Consider the following 16,144-nt stretch of genomic DNA (forward strand, 5'->3'; position numbering starts at 1 on the left):
TGCGGCGGCCGCTCAAACTGTCGCCTCGGCCTTTTCGCTGACGAAAAAGGAACGGGCAAGGATAATCACCACGCCGATGGTGATAGCGGCATCGGCGACATTGAAAATCAGGAAGGGGCGGAAATCCCCGATGTGGAAATCGGCATAGTCGATGACATAGCCGAATTTGGTGCGATCGACGATATTGCCGAGCGCGCCGCCCAGGATCATCCCCAAGCCGATGATGTCACCAAGCAGCCGCTCGCGCATCATCCACACCGCGACGACGATCGCGATCAGCGCTGTCACGCCCACCAGCACCCAGCGCATTTCGGCGCTGGTCGCTTCGAACAGCCCCAGCGACACGCCGCGGTTCTCGGTATAGCGCAGGTCGAAGAAGGGCAGCAGGTCGATCACATAGCGCTCGCGCAATTGCAGCGGGCCGATCACCAGCCATTTGACGAACTGGTCGCTGGCAAAGATCACCGCGGCAATCGCAAGGCCGATCAGCCGGTTGCGGGTAAAGAGATCACGCACCGACCACCTCCTCGCACCGGCCGCACAAATCGCCATCCTCTGCCACTTCGGGCAGCAGGCGCCAGCAGCGGCCGCATTTGTGGTGGTTGCTCTTGGTCACGGTCACATCGGCGCCTTGCCCGCGCGTGACTGTCGCAGTGATGAACAATTCGGCGAGGTCCTCGTCGCTGAAGCCATCCGGCACCGCATCGGCTGGCACGGTGACTTCGGCCTCCAGGCTTGAGCGGATCACCTTGTCGCGCCGCAGCGGTTCGATCGCTTCGTTCACCCGCTCTCGCAGCGCACGTAGCTTGCCCCACCGCGCGCCGTCCGCCTCGACGCCGGGAACGCGCGGCCATTCGAGCAGGTGCACGCTGCCGCCATCGGGATAGCGGCTCTGCCACACTTCTTCGGCGGTGTAGACCAGCACCGGCGCGGCATAGCGCACCAGCGCGTGGAACAGGATGTCGAGCACGGTGCGATAGGCATTGCGCGTGTTCGAATCCGGCCCGTCGCAATAGAGGCTGTCCTTGCGGATATCGAAGAAGAAGGCTGACAAATCCTCGTTGCAGAAATCGACCAGCAAGCGGGTGTAGGCGTTGAAATCGTAATCATCGACTGCCTGGCGCAGCTTGCCGTCGAGATCCGCCAGCAGCGCCAGCACATAGCGCTCCAGCTCCGGAATTTCGCCGACATCGCCCATGTCGCCGACAAAGCCGTCGAGCGCGCCGAGCAGGTAGCGGAAGGTGTTGCGCAGCTTGCGGTACTGGTCGCCCACGCCTTTGAGGATCTCGTCGCCGATCCGGTGGTCTTCGGTGAAATCGACCGAGAGCGCCCACAGCCGGATGATGTCCGCACCATATTGCTCCATCACCTTGAGTGGGTCGATCGTGTTGCCGAGGCTCTTCGACATCTTCTTGCCCTTGGCATCCATGGTGAAGCCGTGGGTCAGCACCTGGTCGTAGGGCGCGCGGCCGCGCGTTACGCAGCTTTCCAGCAGCGAGGACTGGAACCAGCCGCGATGCTGGTCGCTGCCTTCGAGGTAGAGATCGGCGGGCCATTTGAGGTCCGGCCAGCGCCCGCTTTCCAGCACGAAAGCATGGGTGCAGCCCGAATCGAACCACACGTCGAGAATGTCGGTGACCATCTCGTAATCGTCAGGCTTGTGGTTCGGCCCCAGGAACGCGGCCTTGTTGGCGCTGTTCCAGGCGTCCATCCCCTCTTCGTGCACCGCGGCGACGATGCGGGCATTGACTTCGGGGTCCTGCAAATACGAGCCATCGGGTCGCACGAACAGCGTGATCGGCACACCCCAGGCGCGCTGGCGGCTGAGCACCCAGTCAGGCCGCCCTTCGACCATGCTGCCGATGCGGTTGCGGCCTTTTTCAGGCACGAAGCGGGTGTTGCGGATCGCCTCCAGCGCGATTTCGCGCAGGGTGGGCGAACCGGCGGTCGCTTCCTCGTCGATGGTGACATCGCCGCCTTCCCCTTCCCAGCGTTGCTCTGCCTTCGAGAGCGCGGGAAGGTGCGCCAGGTGCTTGTCCATCGGCACGAACCATTGCGGGGTGCAGCGGAAGATCACTTTGGCCTTGGAGCGCCAGCTATGCGGATAGGAGTGCTGGTAATCCGCGCTGGCGGCGAGCAGCGCGCCGGCCTCGCGCAGGTCCAAACAGATCGGGCCGTCGGGCGCGTTGAAATTGGCGTTGATCACGCTGCGGCGGCGCTCGTCATGCCCGCCCAGCCATGCCCAGTCGTCACGGTAGAGCCCGCCATCGTCGACCGCGAAGACCGGATCGATGCCATGCGCCTTGCACAGCGCAAAATCGTCCTCGCCATGATCGGGCGACATATGGACGAGCCCGGTGCCGCTGTCGGTGGTGACGAAATCGCCCGGCAGCAGCGGACGCGGCGCGGCGTAGAACCCGCCGAGATGGTGCATCGGATGGCGCACGACGGTTCCGGCGAGTTCGGAGCCTTTGCCAGCCCAGCTGATGTAGAGATCATCCAATGCGATCCCTGCTGTCGGACCCACGCTGTCTTGCACCGCACGCCTCACACGCTCTGCAAAAACCTCGACCAGTTCAGTAGCAACGAGGAATGAATTGTTCCGCAGAAAGTCGCAGTTGCGCATCCACCGGGCAAGTTCGTCCGAACCGTCCGGCAAGTCGACATCAATATCGAGGCTCACTGAAATACGCTGATACTCAACCTCTGGCCCATAAGCCAAAGCCTGGTTTACCGGGATCGTCCACGGCGTCGTCGTCCAGATCACCGCGTGGGCGCCGACCAGCTCCGGGATCGGGCTTTCCGTGATCTCGAACGCCACGTCGATCTGGGTCGAGGTGATGTCCTCATATTCAACCTCGGCCTCGGCCAGCGCGGTCTGTTCCACCGGGCTCCACATCACCGGCTTCGATCCGCGATAGAGGTTCCCCGCCTCGGCCAGCTTGAGCAGCTCGGCGACGATCACCGCCTCGCTCTCTTTCTGCATGGTGAGGTAGGGGTGGTCCCAATCGCCCATGATGCCGAGCCGCTTCAGCTGTTCGCGCTGGGTATCGACCCAATGCTGCGCATAGGCGCGGCATTCGTCGCGGAAGGCCTTGACCGCGGCCTCGTCACGGCCCTTGCCGGACAGGACGGGCTTCTCCTTCTTCTGCTTGCGGTAAAGCTCTTCGACCTTCCATTCGATCGGCAGGCCGTGGCAATCCCAGCCGGGCACATACGGCGCATCCTTGCCCGCCAGGTTCTGCGTGCGGCAGACCATGTCTTTCAGGATGTGGTTCAGCGCGTGGCCGATATGCATGTCGCCATTGGCGTAAGGCGGGCCATCATGCAGGATGAACTTCTCGCGGCCCGCACGCGCCTCGCGCAGCTGCGTGTAGAGGCCTTCCTCCTGCCAGCGCGCCTGGATCACCGGTTCCTTCTGGGGAAGGCCGGCTTTCATGGGGAAATCGGTCTTCGGCAGGAAGACCGTGTCTCTGTAGTCGCGCTTTTCTGTCATCTTGCGCGGGCGCTTAGAAGCCTTCGCGCTTCCTCGCAATCCTTGTCCATCTGCACGACCAGCGCATCGAGGCTGTCGAACTTCGCTTCGGGCCGCAGGAAGTGGTGGAAGGCGACTTCGATCTCTTGCCCGTAGAGATCGCCGGAGAAGTCGAAGAAATGCGGTTCGAGCAGTTCCTTGGGCGGGGTGAATTGCGGGCGCACGCCGATGCTGGCCGCGCCGTTCAGCACTTGGCCGGTGGCAAGGATGCGCCCGGTCACCGCATAAATGCCGTATCGGGGGCGCAGATATTTGTCGATCGACAGGTTGGCGGTGGGATAGCCGAGGTCGCGCCCGCGCTTGTCGCCATGCTCGACGATGCCGCGGATGGCGAAGGGGCGGGTCAGCAGGCTGGTTGCGGTTTCGGGGTCGCCTTCGCGCAGCGCTTCGCGGATGCGGCTGGAAGAAACGACGCCAGTCGCATCCTCGACCGCGTCGACCACGCGGCTGGCCAGGCCCAATTCGCCGCCAAGGGTGCGCAGCAGTTCGACATTGCCCTTCGCGCCCTGGCCGAAGGTGAAATCGCCGCCGGTCACGACACCATGCGCGCCGAAGCGCTTGACGAGGATTTCGGCGATAAAATCTTCCGCGCTGGTGCTCGCCAGCTCCTTGTCGAAATGGAACACCAGCATCGCGGTAGCCCCGGCGGCCAGGTAAAGCTCCTGCCGCTGTTCCAGCGTGGTCAGGCGGAACGGCGGTACATCGGGGCGGAAGAAGCGCACCGGATGCGGATCGAAGGTGGCGATGATCGACGGGCGCCCTTCCTTGTGCGCCCAGCGGATCGCCTCGCCCGCCACAGCCTGATGGCCCTTGTGAAAACCGTCGAAATTGCCGAGCGCGATCACTGCGCCGCGCAATGCCGCGGGCATGGGTTCGCGGTGATCGAGCCACCTCATGCGGCACGCTCCAGCGTCACGAAGGAATAGGCCGGGCGGCCGCCCTCGGCGGCGTGATACTCGCGCGTAACTTCACGCCATGTCGCGCTGTCGAGCGCGGGCATATGCGTGTCGCCGTCGTATTCGCCATGGACTTCGGTCAGCTCGATCCGCTGCGCGAGCGGTTCGAACAGCGCATAGATTTCCGCGCCGCCGATCACCGCCACTTCGCCTTCGCCCGCCAGTTCAAGCGCTTCGGCGCGAGAATGCGCCACTTCCGCGCCCTCGGCCTGCCACTTGCGCGCACGGGTCAGCACGATATGGCGCCGCCCGGGGAGCGGCGCGGGGAAGCTCTCGAAGGTCTTGCGCCCCATGATCATCGGTTTGCCGATCGTCAGCGCCTTGAACCGCCTGAGATCGGCGGGCAGGTGCCATGGCAGCTTGCCGTCCCGGCCGATCGTGCCATTGGCCGCGCGCGCATAGATCAGGAACAGGCCGTCATGCATGGTCAGGCGCGGGCTTTGCCAACTCTCGTAACATGGCCCATCTTGCGCCCTTCGCGCGCTTCCTTCTTGCCATAGAGGTGCAGATGCGCCTCGCCGTCTTCGGCCAGGATGGCATAGGCGTCGAGCGCTTCCGGGCCGACGATGTTGCGCAGCTCGATCGTCTCGAAGCGGGTCTCGGTCGAGCCCAGCGGCAGGGTGCAAACCGCGCGAATGTGGTTCTCGAACTGGCTGGTGGCAGCGCCTTCGATCGTCCAGTGCCCCGAATTGTGCACCCGCGGCGCCATTTCGTTGAACACCGGGCCATCCGCCGTGGCGAAAAACTCCAGCGTCAGCACGCCGACATAATTGAGCGCTTCGGCGGTCTGGCGGGCGATCTCGCGCGCTGCGGGAACCTGCGCCTCGATCACGTCGCCGGCGGGTAGGGTGGAGGTGGCCAGCATGCCGCCGCGATGGACATTGGCGGTCGAATCCCAGAACCGCACTTCGCCGTCCGCCGCACGAACCAGGATCACGGAGAATTCGGCGAGGAAATCGACCATGCCTTCATAGACGCAGGGCTTGCCGGGGAAGCGCACGCTGTCGGCATCGCGCAGCGAGCCGATCCGCCACTGGCCCTTGCCGTCATAGCCGTCGCGCGCGGTCTTGAGGATGCCGGGCGCGCCGATCCGCTCCATCGCCATCGCCAGGTCACGGTCGGAATCGACCGACATATAGGGGGCGGGCTTCCCGCCCAGCCCTTCGACGAAGCGCTTTTCCTTCAGCCGGTCCTGCGCGGTCTCGAGCGCGCGCGGATGCGGGCACAACCGGCTTTCGGGGATCGCCGCGACCGCCGACAGCGGCACGTTCTCGAATTCCCAGGTCACAACGTCGCATTTGGCGGCAAAGGCGGCCAGCGCCGCCTTGTCACCCCAGCCATTGGCGAAGAAATCGGCGCAGACCTCGTCCATCACATTGTCGCCGGGCGGGGCATAGCCGATCACGCGATAGCCCAGCTGCGCTGCGGCCATGGCCATCATCCGGCCAAGCTGGCCGCCGCCGAGAATGCCGATGGTGGAGCCGAGTGGAAGCATCAGCCGTCCGGATGCTCCGCCACCGCGGCAGTGCGCGCGGCGCGCCAGTCCTGCAGCCGGTCGGACAATTCCTCATCGCTCAGCGCCAGGATCGCCGCCGCCAGCAGGCCCGCATTGGTCGCGCCCGCTTCGCCGATCGCCAGCGTGCCGACCGGGACACCGGCGGGCATCTGCACGATCGAAAGCAGGCTATCCATGCCTTTGAGCGCCTTGGACTGCACCGGCACGCCCAGCACCGGTAGATGCGTCATCGCGGCGATCATGCCCGGCAGATGCGCGGCGCCGCCTGCGCCTGCGATGATCACGTCGAAGCCTTCGCCCTCGGCGCCTTTGGCAAAGGCGCTCATCCGGTCCGGCGTGCGATGCGCGGAAACGATCCGCGCTTCGTATTCGACTTCCAGCTCGTCGAGCACCTCGGCGGCGCGCTGCATGGTCGGCCAGTCCGACTGGCTGCCCATCACGATAGCGACACGTCCCATCCCTTTGGCCCCCATGGTGACCTCAACTGTCTTTCAGATAGTACCGTTCGCCCGGCACCATCGCATTGTCGAAGTCATAGATGATCGGCTGGCCGGTGGGAATCTCCAGCTCGGTGATGTCCTCATCCGAGATATCGGAGAGGTGCTTCACCAGCGCGCGCAGCGAATTGCCATGGGCGGAGATGATCACCGTTTCCCCGCGGCTGAGCACCGGCAGGATGTCGCTTTGCCAATAGGGCAGCACGCGCTCGATCGTCAGTTTCAGGCTTTCGGTGCGCGGGATGTCGATCCCGGCATAGCGCGGGTCGGATGAAAGGTCATACTTGCTGCCCGGTTCCAACACCGGCGGCGGCACGTCGAAGCTGCGGCGCCAGATATGGACCTGCTCGTCGCCATGCTTGTCGCGGGTTTCCTGCTTGTCGAGCCCGGTCAGCCCGCCATAGTGCCGTTCGTTAAGGCGCCAGTCCTTGGTTTCCGGGATCCACAGGCGCCCGGCCTGATGCAGCGCCAGGTGGAGCGTGCGGATCGCGCGGGTCTGGACCGAAGTGAAGGCGCGGGTGGGCAGCACGCCCTTGTCCTTCATCAGCGCGCCGGCGGCCATCGCCTCTTCCACGCCGCGCTCGGTCAGGTCGACGTCCCACCAGCCGGTGAAACGGTTTTCGAGGTTCCACTGGCTCTGGCCGTGGCGGACGAGGATGAGCTTGGGCATGATTGCTCCGATTAATCCTAGGAGCGCGCCTCGTTAGCTGTCGTCGCGCGCATTGGGAAGCCTTTCAGGCTCCGATTCGGTCATTTCGCGCGCTTGCGCCTTCCGGCGGCGCAGGTTTTCGCGCAGTTTTGCCGCCAGACGCTCTTCGCGCGACATATTCTTGTGCGTCTCTTCACCCATGCGAAACGCATTGGCGCTATGTGCCACACACTTCAAGCCTCGCTTGACATTCGGCGCGCGCGCGACAATAGGCGCGCGTCATTCCGGCGCTGCTGTAGCTCAGTGGTAGAGCGCACCCTTGGTAAGGGTGAGGTCGGGAGTTCAATCCTCCCCAGCAGCACCATTCTCGCTTTTCGTTCACACCTTCGCGTGAACGTCCTCGGCGCTGAACCTCCTTCACTGCTTTCAGTCGGGCACCTGCGGGGCGGCCGCTTGGCCTTGCGGTTGCTCCGCAACCGTTGGAGACGGTTAACTTCTGTTCTTCCTCCCCACACTTTTGACGAGTGCGCGCCGCGTTTTCGCGCCGTATCCCCTTGCCATCACACATTTGCGATGGAGAGGCGGCTATGGATCTCGGACTTAAGGGCAAGAAAGTCATCATGAACGGCGGGGCCCATGGCCTCGGCCTTGCCTCGCTCAAGCTGTTTGCGGCTGAAGGCGCAGACGTCGCTTTCTTCAGCCGCAAGGAAGACAAGATCGCGGCGGCGAAGGAAGCGATCGACGCGGCCGGACCGGGCAAGGTCTTTGCCGAAGTGTTCGACATGGCTTCGGGCGGCGATGCCTACAAGGCGTGGCTGGAAAAGGCCGCAGGCGAGCTGGGCGGGTGCGACATCTTCATCCACACCGCCAGCGCATCGGGCACCGGCGGCACCGGCGACTGGCAGGCCTGCCTCGACATGGATATCATGGGCGCGGCTTTGGGTGTCGAGGCGCTGACCCCGCACCTCGAAAAGTCCAATAGCGGCTCGATCGTCATGATGTCATCGACCGCAGCGCTCGAAACCTTCATCGCGCCTAATCCGTTCAACGCGCTCAAGGCGGCGCTGATCACCTATGCCTCGCAGCTCAGCCAGGCGATGGCGCCAAAGGGCATTCGCGTGAACACGGTTTCGCCCGGCGCGATCTATTATCCCGGCGGCAATTGGGAAATGATCAAGGACATGATGCCGCAGCTTTACGAAGGCGTGCTGGCCAAGATGCCGATGGGCCGGTTCGGCAATGACGAGGAAGTGGCGAAAGCGATCGTCTTCGTTGCCAGCCCGGCGGTGCCCTACATGACCGGGTCAAACGTCGTCATCGACGGCGGCTTTACCCAGCGTGTTCAATTCTAGTCACGAATTGCCGTTCGCCTCGAGCGCAGTCGAGAGGCGTTGGTAAGGTGTCTCGACTTCGCTCGACACGAACGGGACAAGCAGAGGTAAGATCAAATGGCTGAAATCGACCGCGAGAAACTGCTCGATATCTACACCCGCACGATGAAGGTGAACCGCACCGACGAGAAATTCCGCCAGTTGCTGATGCAGGGCAAGGTTGCGGTGATGTATTACTGCGTGCGCGGGCAGGAGCTGGTTTCTGCCGCCGCCATGGCCGCGCTGGAGAAAGACGATTACGTCGTCTGCACCTATCGCGGACAGGGCGAGCAGACCGCCAAGGGCATTCCGATCGAGAAATGGTGGGGCGAATGCCTGGGCAAGGCGACCGGCACCTGCAAGGGCAAGGGCGGCACGATGCACATCACCGATCCTGAAACGGGGATCATGGTGACGACCGGGGTGGTCGGATCGGGCCTGCCGATTGCCAATGGTCTTGCCATGGCGAGCCAGAACAATGGCGACGGGCGGGTCACGCTGGTCAGCTTTGGGGATGGCGCGGCCAATATCGGCGGCTTTCACGAGGCAATGAATATGGCCGAGCTCTACAAGCTGCCGGTGGTCTTCCTGTGCCAGAACAACCGCTATGGCGAACACACCGCCTATGCCGATCACACCCATAGCAAGAACATCGCATCGCGCGCGGCGGGTTACGGGATGAAGGGTGTAACGGTTGACGGGAACAATGTGCATGAGATCTACCCGGCGGTGAAGGAGGCGGTTGACCGCGCGCGCCGCGGCGAAGGGCCGACGCTGGTCGAGGCGATGTGCTATCGCATGATGGGCCACTTCTTCGGCTCCGACTTCTCCTACATGCCGCCCGAACATATCGAGGAGATGAAGCGCGAGGATCCCTTGCCCAAGCTGCGCAAGGTGATGCTGGAGCACCAGTTCACCGAGGAAGAGCTCGACAGGATCGTCGCCGATATCGATGCGGAAATCGATGCCGCGGTCCAGCACGCGCTCGATGCGCCGCTGCCGGATACCGCTGAAATCTATCGTGACGTGCTCGAGGAGGTGAACTGACATGGGTAAAATCACCATGACACAGGCGCTGAACCTCGCGATCGACGAGGCGATGGCCGAAGACCCGGGCGTGTTCTGCCTGGGTGAGGACGTGTCGGCCAAGCAGGGCGGCGGGGTGTTCAAGGTCACTTCCGGCCTGACCGAGAAATATGGCGAGCACCGCATCCGCGCGACGCCGATTTCCGAAACTGCGATCATCGGCGCGGCGGTGGGTGCGGCGCTCGCGGGCCAGCGCCCGATCGCCGAGATCATGCTGATGAACTTCGTCGGCGTGTGCATGGACCAGATCGTCAACCACGCCGCCAAGCTGCGCTTCATGTCGGGCGGGCAGACGCCGTGCCCGATCGTGATCCGCACCACCACCGGTGTCGGTGTAGGCTTTGGCGGGCAGCATTCGGACATGCTGGAGGCATGGTTTGCCCATGTCGCGGGCCTGCATGTTGTCACGCCCAGCAATCCGGCCGATGCGCGCGGGCTGATGCGCGCCAGCATCGACGCCAACGACCCGGTGATCTTCATCGAGAATATCCTGTGCTACGGCCTCCAGTCGGAAGATCCCGGCCCGGGCTACCGCGTCCCGCTGGGCAAGGCGGCGATCGCGCGTGAAGGCAGCGACCTTTCGATCATCACCTATGGCCGCACCGTGCTCGATGCGCTCGACGTGGCGGGCGAGCTTGAGAAGGAAGGCATCTCGGTTGAAGTCGTCGACCTGCGCACCATCGCGCCATATGACGAGGCAACCGTGCTCGCTTCGGTCCGCAAGACCGGCCGCGCACTGACGCTGCACGAAGCCGTGCGGCCGTTCGGCACCGGCGCGGAAATCGCTGCCAATATCCAGGAAAAGTGCTGGGATGATCTCAAGGGTCCGGTGCGCCGGATCGGCGGGACATTCTCGGCCGTGCCCTTCGCGTCGCATCTCGAACAGGCCTGGATCCCGACCAAGGCGGAAATCGTCGAACAGATCAAGGCGAGCGTAGGAAAACCCTGATGGCTGAGGAAATCCGCATCCCCAAGCTGGGCATGAGCGCGACCGAAGTGACGCTGGCCGAATGGATGTTCGGCGACGGCGAGCAGGTCAACAAGGGTGACATCATCTACACCGCCGAGACCGACAAGACGACGGTGGAGATCGAGGCGCAGGCTTCCGGCATTATCCGCCCGACCGGCGAAGAGGGCGTCAGGTACAAGGTCGGCGACCTCATCGGCACAATCGAGTGAGGCTCGTGCCATGACGCCAAGGGAGATCCAGGCTGCCGTCTATGTCGCCGCAGGAGCGCGCGACTGGGAGAAGGTCGAATCGCTGCTGCACCCCGATTTCGTGCTCTACGAGGCCGGTTGCCTGCCGTTTGCGGGCGAATGGCGCGGCAAGGACGGGCTGCAGCGCTGTGCGGCGGCAATGTATGGCACCTGGGCCGAAGCCAAGGTCGACATTCATGACATAACCGGCGGCGATACCCACGCTGTGACGGTGCTGACGCTGACCATGACGCCCAAAGGCGGCGGCGAAACCTTCAGCCAGACCGTGTGCGAAATGGGCGAGTTTGAAGACGGGCTGATGAAGAGCCTCAAGATCCACTATTTCGACGCGGAAGAGGTTTCGCGCAGAGCGAAGAGCTGATGGCGATCAAGAAAGTCTGCGTGCTCGGTGCGCCTGCCGATCAGGGGCAGCCGCTGGTCGCCGAGCTGCTCGGTGCGGGCTTCGAAGTTACCGCCGGTGTGCGCCGCCCCGATGCGATGAAGGACACGCCCTGGCCTGATTTGCCGACGGTGCACGCCGATATCACAGATGTGGATGCCATGGCCGCCGCCTTTGCCGGCCAGGATGCCGCCGCCTTCCACCTGCCGTTCGAATTCGACCGCGCCAAGGCCGGGCATTTCGGCAAGTGCATTGCCGAAGGGGCGAAGCGCGCCGGGCTGAAGAAGATCGTGTTCAACACGGCATGCTACGTCGCAGACCACGACCTTGAACTGAGCGCGCATGACGGGCGACGCGATATCGAGCGCGCGCTTGAGGAAACCGGTATCCCATGCGTGTTCATCGAGCCGACCGTGTTCATGGACAACCAGTACCGCATCTGGACCCGTCCCGCGATCATGCGCGACGGAATCTTCGCTTATCCCGCCAAGCCGGACCTGCTGATCAACTGGGTGTGCCTGGAGGATGTGGCGCAGGCGATGCGCCGCGCGCTGCAGACCGATGCCGCCGATGGCATGCACGTTCCTTTGGGCGGGCCGGAAGCGCTGACGGGCGATCAGGTGGCGGCAAACCTGTCACAAGCGATCGGCCGCCCGGTGCGCTTCCAGAGCCTTGCGCCGGAGGAGTTCGCCGCGCGGATGAGCGAGCTCGTCACCGGCTCGCGCGAGGTCCAGCCGCTCAGCATCTATGACGGCATGGCCAAGTTCTATGCCTTCTATAATACCCAGCCGGTCTCGCCGCTGCTGGTCGATCCGCAGGACGCGCGGGACTTGCTGGGGATGAAGCACACAAGCCACCTCGACTGGGCCAAGTCGAAAGACTGGAACGCAGGCCTTGAAGGTCTCTTTTAGCACTGAACGGTCGCGTAGCGACCGCAAGGGCGACCGCCCGCCCGCAGCGACGCGATCTATGATCGCATGAGCGAGGATATCGCGCGCCGGATGGCGTGCGGAAGACTAAAGCGTCTGCCCGTCATCCAGCACAAAGTCCGTGCCGGTGATGAACTCCGCCGCATCGGAACACAGCATCAGCAGCACGGCATCAAGCCCTTCCTCGCCCATCAGGCGTTTTCGCGGGAAGCGCGCGATCTGCTTCTTGCCCGGCTCGGTCTCGAACCATTCATCGTTGATGGCGGTGCGGATATAGCCGGGCGAGATCGTATTGATGGAGATGCCGCGCCGCGCCCATTCGCGCGCCATGCTGCGCGCCGCCTGCACCACACCCGCCTTGCTGGCGGAATAGGCGACGAGGCCGGGCGAAGGCTCGAACGCGGTGATCGAAGCGATCATCACGATCCGCCCCTTGGTTATTCCCGCCGCCATCATGCGTCTGGCGCCCTCGCGCGCGGTCAGGATCGCGCCCTTGAGGTTGACGTTGAGTGTGTGTTCGATCTCGTCCTCGGGCATCTGGTCGATCATGCCTGCGCCGTCGATCCCGGCATTGGCAACGACCGTGTCTATCGTTGTGCCAAAGGCGGCCTCGGCCAGGTCATAGCCCGCGATGATGTCGGCTTCGCGCGCGACATCCATCTGGACCGGGCAGGCGCGTTCGCCGATCTCCTCGGCCAGCGATTGCAGGCGGTCCGCGCGCCGTGCCCCCAGCGCGACATTCGCGCCAGATCCTGCCAGCAATCGCCCGAAACGTGCCCCAAGCCCGGATGACGCGCCGGTGACGAGCGCAGTGCGCCCGGTGAGGTCGAACGAAAATCCGCTCACTGCCTGGCTGGCAATTCGCCGTTGATATATTTCATCAGCGTCGTCTGGAAATGGCGCACACGGCTGTCCTGGTAATGGCCCAGTTCCATCAGCCCGTCCTTCATCGCCTTCATCCCGGTCTGGACATGCGGCAGATTGGCCATGTCCTGATCGAACACGCCGGCCAGCGCTTCGCCCATTTTGTCTTTCGCCCAGGCGAACGGCTGGTCTTCGGGGATCACGGTTTTCTCGACGCTGCGCGGGCGCTTCTCGCCCTTGGGCGTCGGGAACAGCAGGCGGATCTCCATCGTGCAGGAATCGGGCGTTTCGCCGGGCAACCAGCGATAGACCAGCGTCGGCAGGTAACCGATCCACGGGCTGAAATTGGGGAAGATGTTGTAAGTGAAATTGTCGAGGATTTCGGCGTCCGACGCATCCGAATAGTCATAGCCATATTGCTGGGCAAAGCCCTTGCGCCCGGCATCGGCCAGCACCTTGCGCGCCATCAGCGGATCGTTTTCGTCGAAATCCGCGCCTTCGTCACTGGCGGCGAAGCGGCGATTGGTCTCCGCGTCCGAACCGCCCGAAAACTGGTTCATTTTCTCGAGGATGTAGTGCTGGTCCTTGCCCGCGAGATGCGGCGAAAGGACGCCCGACGGCGTGATCGCGCGGTTGAAGTGATCGCCGATATGGTCATAGCGGGTGTTGGCATCGCCCAGGAACGGAAGCAATTGCGGGTGCGTGGTGATCGAATGCCACGCCTCCATGAAAGCCTCCGCCGTGGCTTTCCAGTTGGCCGGGATTTTGCGCGACACCCACATGCCGGTGTAGCGGTTTTCGAAATCGTATTTCTCGTAATGCGACGCCGCCGGGCCCAGCCAGGTCTTGAAATCGGGCAGGTCGTGGTTCTCCGTGATCATCACGAAGCCCTGCCACAGCTCGACCCGCGCTTCGGGCAGGCTCATATCCTTGCCTTCCAGATGCTTGAAGTCCCATTCGCAGGGAATTTCCTTCAAGGACCCGTCGGTCTTCCAGGTGAAGCCATGGAACGGGCAGCGGAACTGGGTGGTGTTGCCGCTGGTGGTACGCAGCTTGCGCCCGCGGTGGAGGCAGACATTGTAGAGCGCCTTCACGCTGCCGTCCTTCTGCCGCGTGATCAGGAAACTCTTGTTATTGATTTCGAACAGCACGGTGTCGCCGGGTTCCGGCAGCTCGTCTTCGCGCGCGGCAAACAGCCAGACATTCGGCCACAGCCGCTCCCGCTCAAGCCGGGCGAACTCCTCGCTGATATAAGGTTCGACCGAAATCGGGTCATCGCCCATTTCCGCCACGGTTTCCTCGAACAGGTAATCGGGCGGGGTGCGGGTGTCCCCTTCGAGCATGTCGGTGTAGCTCATGCCTGGGCAGCGAGCTTCTTTCGCAATGTCCTTGATCTCGTTCATGGCGCTGTTCGCCTCTCCCTCGCAATTTGCGCAGTGTCCGATTGTGGGTTTATCGCACAACCTCTCCGGCGATCATCCTAGCGGATTGAAGAGGAGAGCAAAGCCATGGCCCGCAACGACACGATCTCAGCCATTGGCGAAGTGATGCAGCTCGCTTTCGTACCCGACGATTTCGACGCGGCGATCCGGCACTGGACCGAGACCATGGGCGTCGGCCCGTTCTTCCTGATCGAGAACATCCATCTCGACGGAATGAAGTACAAGGGCGAGCCGACCGATGCAGTGTTCACGCTGGCACTCGCCTATTGGGGCGATATCCAGATCGAACTGATCCGGCCTGAGAACGATGCGCCATCGATCTATTCGGGCGAATATGCCGCAACCGAGGGCCTGCATCATGTCTGCGTGCTGGTGGACGACATTGCCGAGGCGCGGCGCATCTGCGCGCAGCAGGGCGCCGAAGTGGTGATCGAAGGCAAGTTCGGCACCAGCGAAGTGATCTATGTCGATCCCGGAAAGGGCACTGGGCATCTGGTCGAGATCCTGCAGCAGGCCACGGACGGGCCAGACCTGTTCGCGATCATCAAGGCCGCCAGCGTCGACTGGGACGGCAGAGAGCCGGTTCGGCGTTTTTGAGTTCCGCACGCCATCCGGCGCGCGAAATCCTCGCTCATGCGACCTGAAGGTCGCGTCGCTGCGGGCGGCCGTTCGGCCTTACGGGCCTTCGGCCCGAACTGGCGCAAACAGCCTGAAAGGGACTGGGAACGGTCGCGCAGCGACCGCGAGCGCACGGCGCGAGCCGCAGGCGCTCAATCCCGCAGGGATTGAAGCAGCGCCGAGGACGAGGGCGCGGAGGCGCCCTCGAAACTAATCAGAAGCGCCGAGATATCCCAGTTGCCCGGCCTTGAAGATCGTCTGCGCGCGGTTGACGCTGTCCAGTTTCTCGCCCGCGCGATGGATGTGATAGCGGATCGTCGCATGGCTGCGATCAAGGATCATGCTGATTTCCTTGTCGGTCTTGCCGATCGCCGCCCAGCGCAGGCACTCGACCTCGCGTTTCGACAGCACGCAGTCCGACGGGATCCGCCGCTTGGTGCGCATCGCCTGGACATAGCTCGCGACAAAGCGCCGCGTCACATGCGCCAACAGCGATCCGTGCAGCGCGAATTCTTCCGACAGGTCTTCCTTGTCGCGATCGAGGCTGACGAAGCTGTTGGCCGAAATCTGCCCGAATGGCAGGTAGACCGGCACCACGATCGCGGCCTTGCACAGCGACCGCTTCTCGAAATCGGTCAGGTCGATTTCCTCGAGGTAGGAATTGCGCCAGCGGGTGTTGAAGCCGTGGCGGTTGACCCAGAACGGCTCGCTTTCATAGCGGCAGGCACGCGGCAGCGGCGAATGCAGCGCCAGCCGGTGGTCCTCCCACCAGCGCGCACCATCGTCCAGCCAGCGGAAAATATCGGCGTTCAGGATCGTGCCATCGGCATCGACCATCGGCTCCTTGGAAGAAATGTCGTCGCACAGCGCAACCTGCAGGCCGCGTTCCTCGGCTACCCGCGCCAGCGCCACAGCGGCGTCGTGGATGTCTCCGATGCAGCGGATCGTCACCGCTTCGAGCAATTGGTCGAGATGTTCCCGCCCGTGGGGCGTGCGCAATTCGACTACATTTGATGCCATCAGCCTCTCTCCATTCCTCGCCGGGGCAACAGCCCTAGACCCCTCAGGGCCAGCGCGTTGCCTCC

General features: G+C 63.5%; 18 protein-coding genes and 1 tRNA gene. 8 read left to right on the forward strand and 11 right to left on the reverse strand.

Annotation, left to right across the window (positions count from 1 at the left end; genetic code table 11):
* Positions 1 to 12: 12 nt before the first annotated feature.
* The 8 genes from lspA to G6N82_RS09255 are packed head-to-tail and all read right to left on the reverse strand — an operon-like array spanning position 13 to position 7,354.
* Positions 13 to 516 carry a signal peptidase II gene (gene lspA, locus G6N82_RS09220; protein WP_241255059.1) on the reverse strand — a complete coding sequence of 168 codons (504 nt, stop codon included), beginning with the start codon at positions 514 to 516 and terminating at the stop codon, positions 13 to 15.
* Complete coding sequence (gene ileS, locus G6N82_RS09225) at positions 509 to 3,496, reverse strand: isoleucine--tRNA ligase (protein ID WP_165195814.1); 2,988 nt, start codon at positions 3,494 to 3,496, stop codon at positions 509 to 511. Before ileS ends, lspA begins: the two co-directional genes overlap by 8 nt.
* Entirely contained in the window at positions 3,493 to 4,431 is a 939-nt protein-coding gene (locus G6N82_RS09230) for a bifunctional riboflavin kinase/FAD synthetase (RefSeq protein ID WP_165195816.1), read from the reverse strand. Before G6N82_RS09230 ends, ileS begins: the two co-directional genes overlap by 4 nt.
* Positions 4,428 to 4,916: a dihydrofolate reductase gene (locus G6N82_RS09235; protein WP_165195818.1), complete on the reverse strand. Its 489-nt coding sequence runs from the start codon at positions 4,914 to 4,916 to the stop codon at positions 4,428 to 4,430. Before G6N82_RS09235 ends, G6N82_RS09230 begins: the two co-directional genes overlap by 4 nt.
* 2 nt (positions 4,917 to 4,918) lie before the next feature.
* Positions 4,919 to 5,986: a 5-(carboxyamino)imidazole ribonucleotide synthase gene (locus G6N82_RS09240; RefSeq protein WP_165195820.1), complete on the reverse strand. Its 1,068-nt coding sequence runs from the start codon at positions 5,984 to 5,986 to the stop codon at positions 4,919 to 4,921.
* On the reverse strand, positions 5,986 to 6,465 hold the full coding sequence (gene purE, locus G6N82_RS09245; RefSeq protein WP_241255060.1) for a 5-(carboxyamino)imidazole ribonucleotide mutase: 480 nt from the start codon (positions 6,463 to 6,465) through the stop codon (positions 5,986 to 5,988). Before purE ends, G6N82_RS09240 begins: the two co-directional genes overlap by 1 nt.
* Positions 6,466 to 6,487: 22 nt before the next feature.
* The gene (gene gpmA, locus G6N82_RS09250; RefSeq protein ID WP_165195824.1) at positions 6,488 to 7,174 is read right to left on the reverse strand and encodes a 2,3-diphosphoglycerate-dependent phosphoglycerate mutase; all 687 of its coding nucleotides are present in this window, start codon (positions 7,172 to 7,174) and stop codon (positions 6,488 to 6,490) included.
* A 33-nt stretch (positions 7,175 to 7,207) separates the two neighbouring features.
* Positions 7,208 to 7,354 carry a hypothetical protein gene (locus tag G6N82_RS09255; RefSeq protein WP_165195826.1) on the reverse strand — a complete coding sequence of 49 codons (147 nt, stop codon included), beginning with the start codon at positions 7,352 to 7,354 and terminating at the stop codon, positions 7,208 to 7,210.
* A gap of 88 nt (positions 7,355 to 7,442) precedes the next feature.
* Between G6N82_RS09255 and G6N82_RS09260 the strand changes: the two genes are divergently transcribed.
* The 7 genes from G6N82_RS09260 (at position 7,443) to G6N82_RS09290 (ending at position 12,117) form a co-directional block, all read left to right on the forward strand.
* Positions 7,443 to 7,517: transfer RNA gene (locus G6N82_RS09260), tRNA-Thr, on the forward strand.
* A 223-nt stretch (positions 7,518 to 7,740) separates the two neighbouring features.
* Positions 7,741 to 8,505 (forward strand): SDR family oxidoreductase, encoded by a 765-nt coding sequence (locus tag G6N82_RS09265; protein WP_165195828.1) that lies wholly within the window; start codon positions 7,741 to 7,743, stop codon positions 8,503 to 8,505.
* A gap of 96 nt (positions 8,506 to 8,601) precedes the next feature.
* Complete coding sequence (locus G6N82_RS09270; RefSeq protein WP_165195830.1) at positions 8,602 to 9,570, forward strand: thiamine pyrophosphate-dependent dehydrogenase E1 component subunit alpha; 969 nt, start codon at positions 8,602 to 8,604, stop codon at positions 9,568 to 9,570.
* A 1-nt stretch (position 9,571) separates the two neighbouring features.
* The gene (locus tag G6N82_RS09275; protein ID WP_165195832.1) at positions 9,572 to 10,558 is read left to right on the forward strand and encodes an alpha-ketoacid dehydrogenase subunit beta; all 987 of its coding nucleotides are present in this window, start codon (positions 9,572 to 9,574) and stop codon (positions 10,556 to 10,558) included.
* A complete protein-coding gene (locus tag G6N82_RS09280; protein WP_165195834.1) occupies positions 10,558 to 10,788 on the forward strand; it encodes a lipoyl domain-containing protein in 231 nt (76 codons plus the stop codon). The genes G6N82_RS09275 and G6N82_RS09280 overlap by 1 nt, the downstream gene beginning before the upstream one ends.
* Before the next feature lie 10 nt (positions 10,789 to 10,798).
* Complete coding sequence (locus G6N82_RS09285) at positions 10,799 to 11,188, forward strand: nuclear transport factor 2 family protein (protein WP_165195836.1); 390 nt, start codon at positions 10,799 to 10,801, stop codon at positions 11,186 to 11,188.
* Positions 11,188 to 12,117 carry an NmrA family NAD(P)-binding protein gene (locus tag G6N82_RS09290; RefSeq protein ID WP_165195838.1) on the forward strand — a complete coding sequence of 310 codons (930 nt, stop codon included), beginning with the start codon at positions 11,188 to 11,190 and terminating at the stop codon, positions 12,115 to 12,117. Before G6N82_RS09285 ends, G6N82_RS09290 begins: the two co-directional genes overlap by 1 nt.
* A 105-nt stretch (positions 12,118 to 12,222) precedes the next feature.
* On the opposite strand, the gene G6N82_RS09295 is transcribed toward G6N82_RS09290, so the two are convergent.
* Positions 12,223 to 12,981 carry an SDR family NAD(P)-dependent oxidoreductase gene (locus G6N82_RS09295; protein ID WP_165195840.1) on the reverse strand — a complete coding sequence of 253 codons (759 nt, stop codon included), beginning with the start codon at positions 12,979 to 12,981 and terminating at the stop codon, positions 12,223 to 12,225.
* On the reverse strand, positions 12,978 to 14,402 hold the full coding sequence (locus tag G6N82_RS09300; protein WP_165195842.1) for an aromatic ring-hydroxylating dioxygenase subunit alpha: 1,425 nt from the start codon (positions 14,400 to 14,402) through the stop codon (positions 12,978 to 12,980). Before G6N82_RS09300 ends, G6N82_RS09295 begins: the two co-directional genes overlap by 4 nt.
* 105 nt (positions 14,403 to 14,507) lie before the next feature.
* On the opposite strand from G6N82_RS09300, the gene G6N82_RS09305 reads away from it, so the two are divergent.
* Positions 14,508 to 15,038: a VOC family protein gene (locus tag G6N82_RS09305; RefSeq protein ID WP_165195845.1), complete on the forward strand. Its 531-nt coding sequence runs from the start codon at positions 14,508 to 14,510 to the stop codon at positions 15,036 to 15,038.
* A 231-nt stretch (positions 15,039 to 15,269) separates the two neighbouring features.
* Here the strand turns inward: G6N82_RS09305 and G6N82_RS09310 are convergent, their stop codons facing one another.
* Positions 15,270 to 16,079 carry a LuxR C-terminal-related transcriptional regulator gene (locus tag G6N82_RS09310; RefSeq protein WP_165195847.1) on the reverse strand — a complete coding sequence of 270 codons (810 nt, stop codon included), beginning with the start codon at positions 16,077 to 16,079 and terminating at the stop codon, positions 15,270 to 15,272.
* Positions 16,080 to 16,144 lie beyond the last annotated feature (65 nt).

The organism is Altererythrobacter sp. BO-6 (assembly GCF_011047315.1).
GTDB lineage: Bacteria > Pseudomonadota > Alphaproteobacteria > Sphingomonadales > Sphingomonadaceae > Erythrobacter.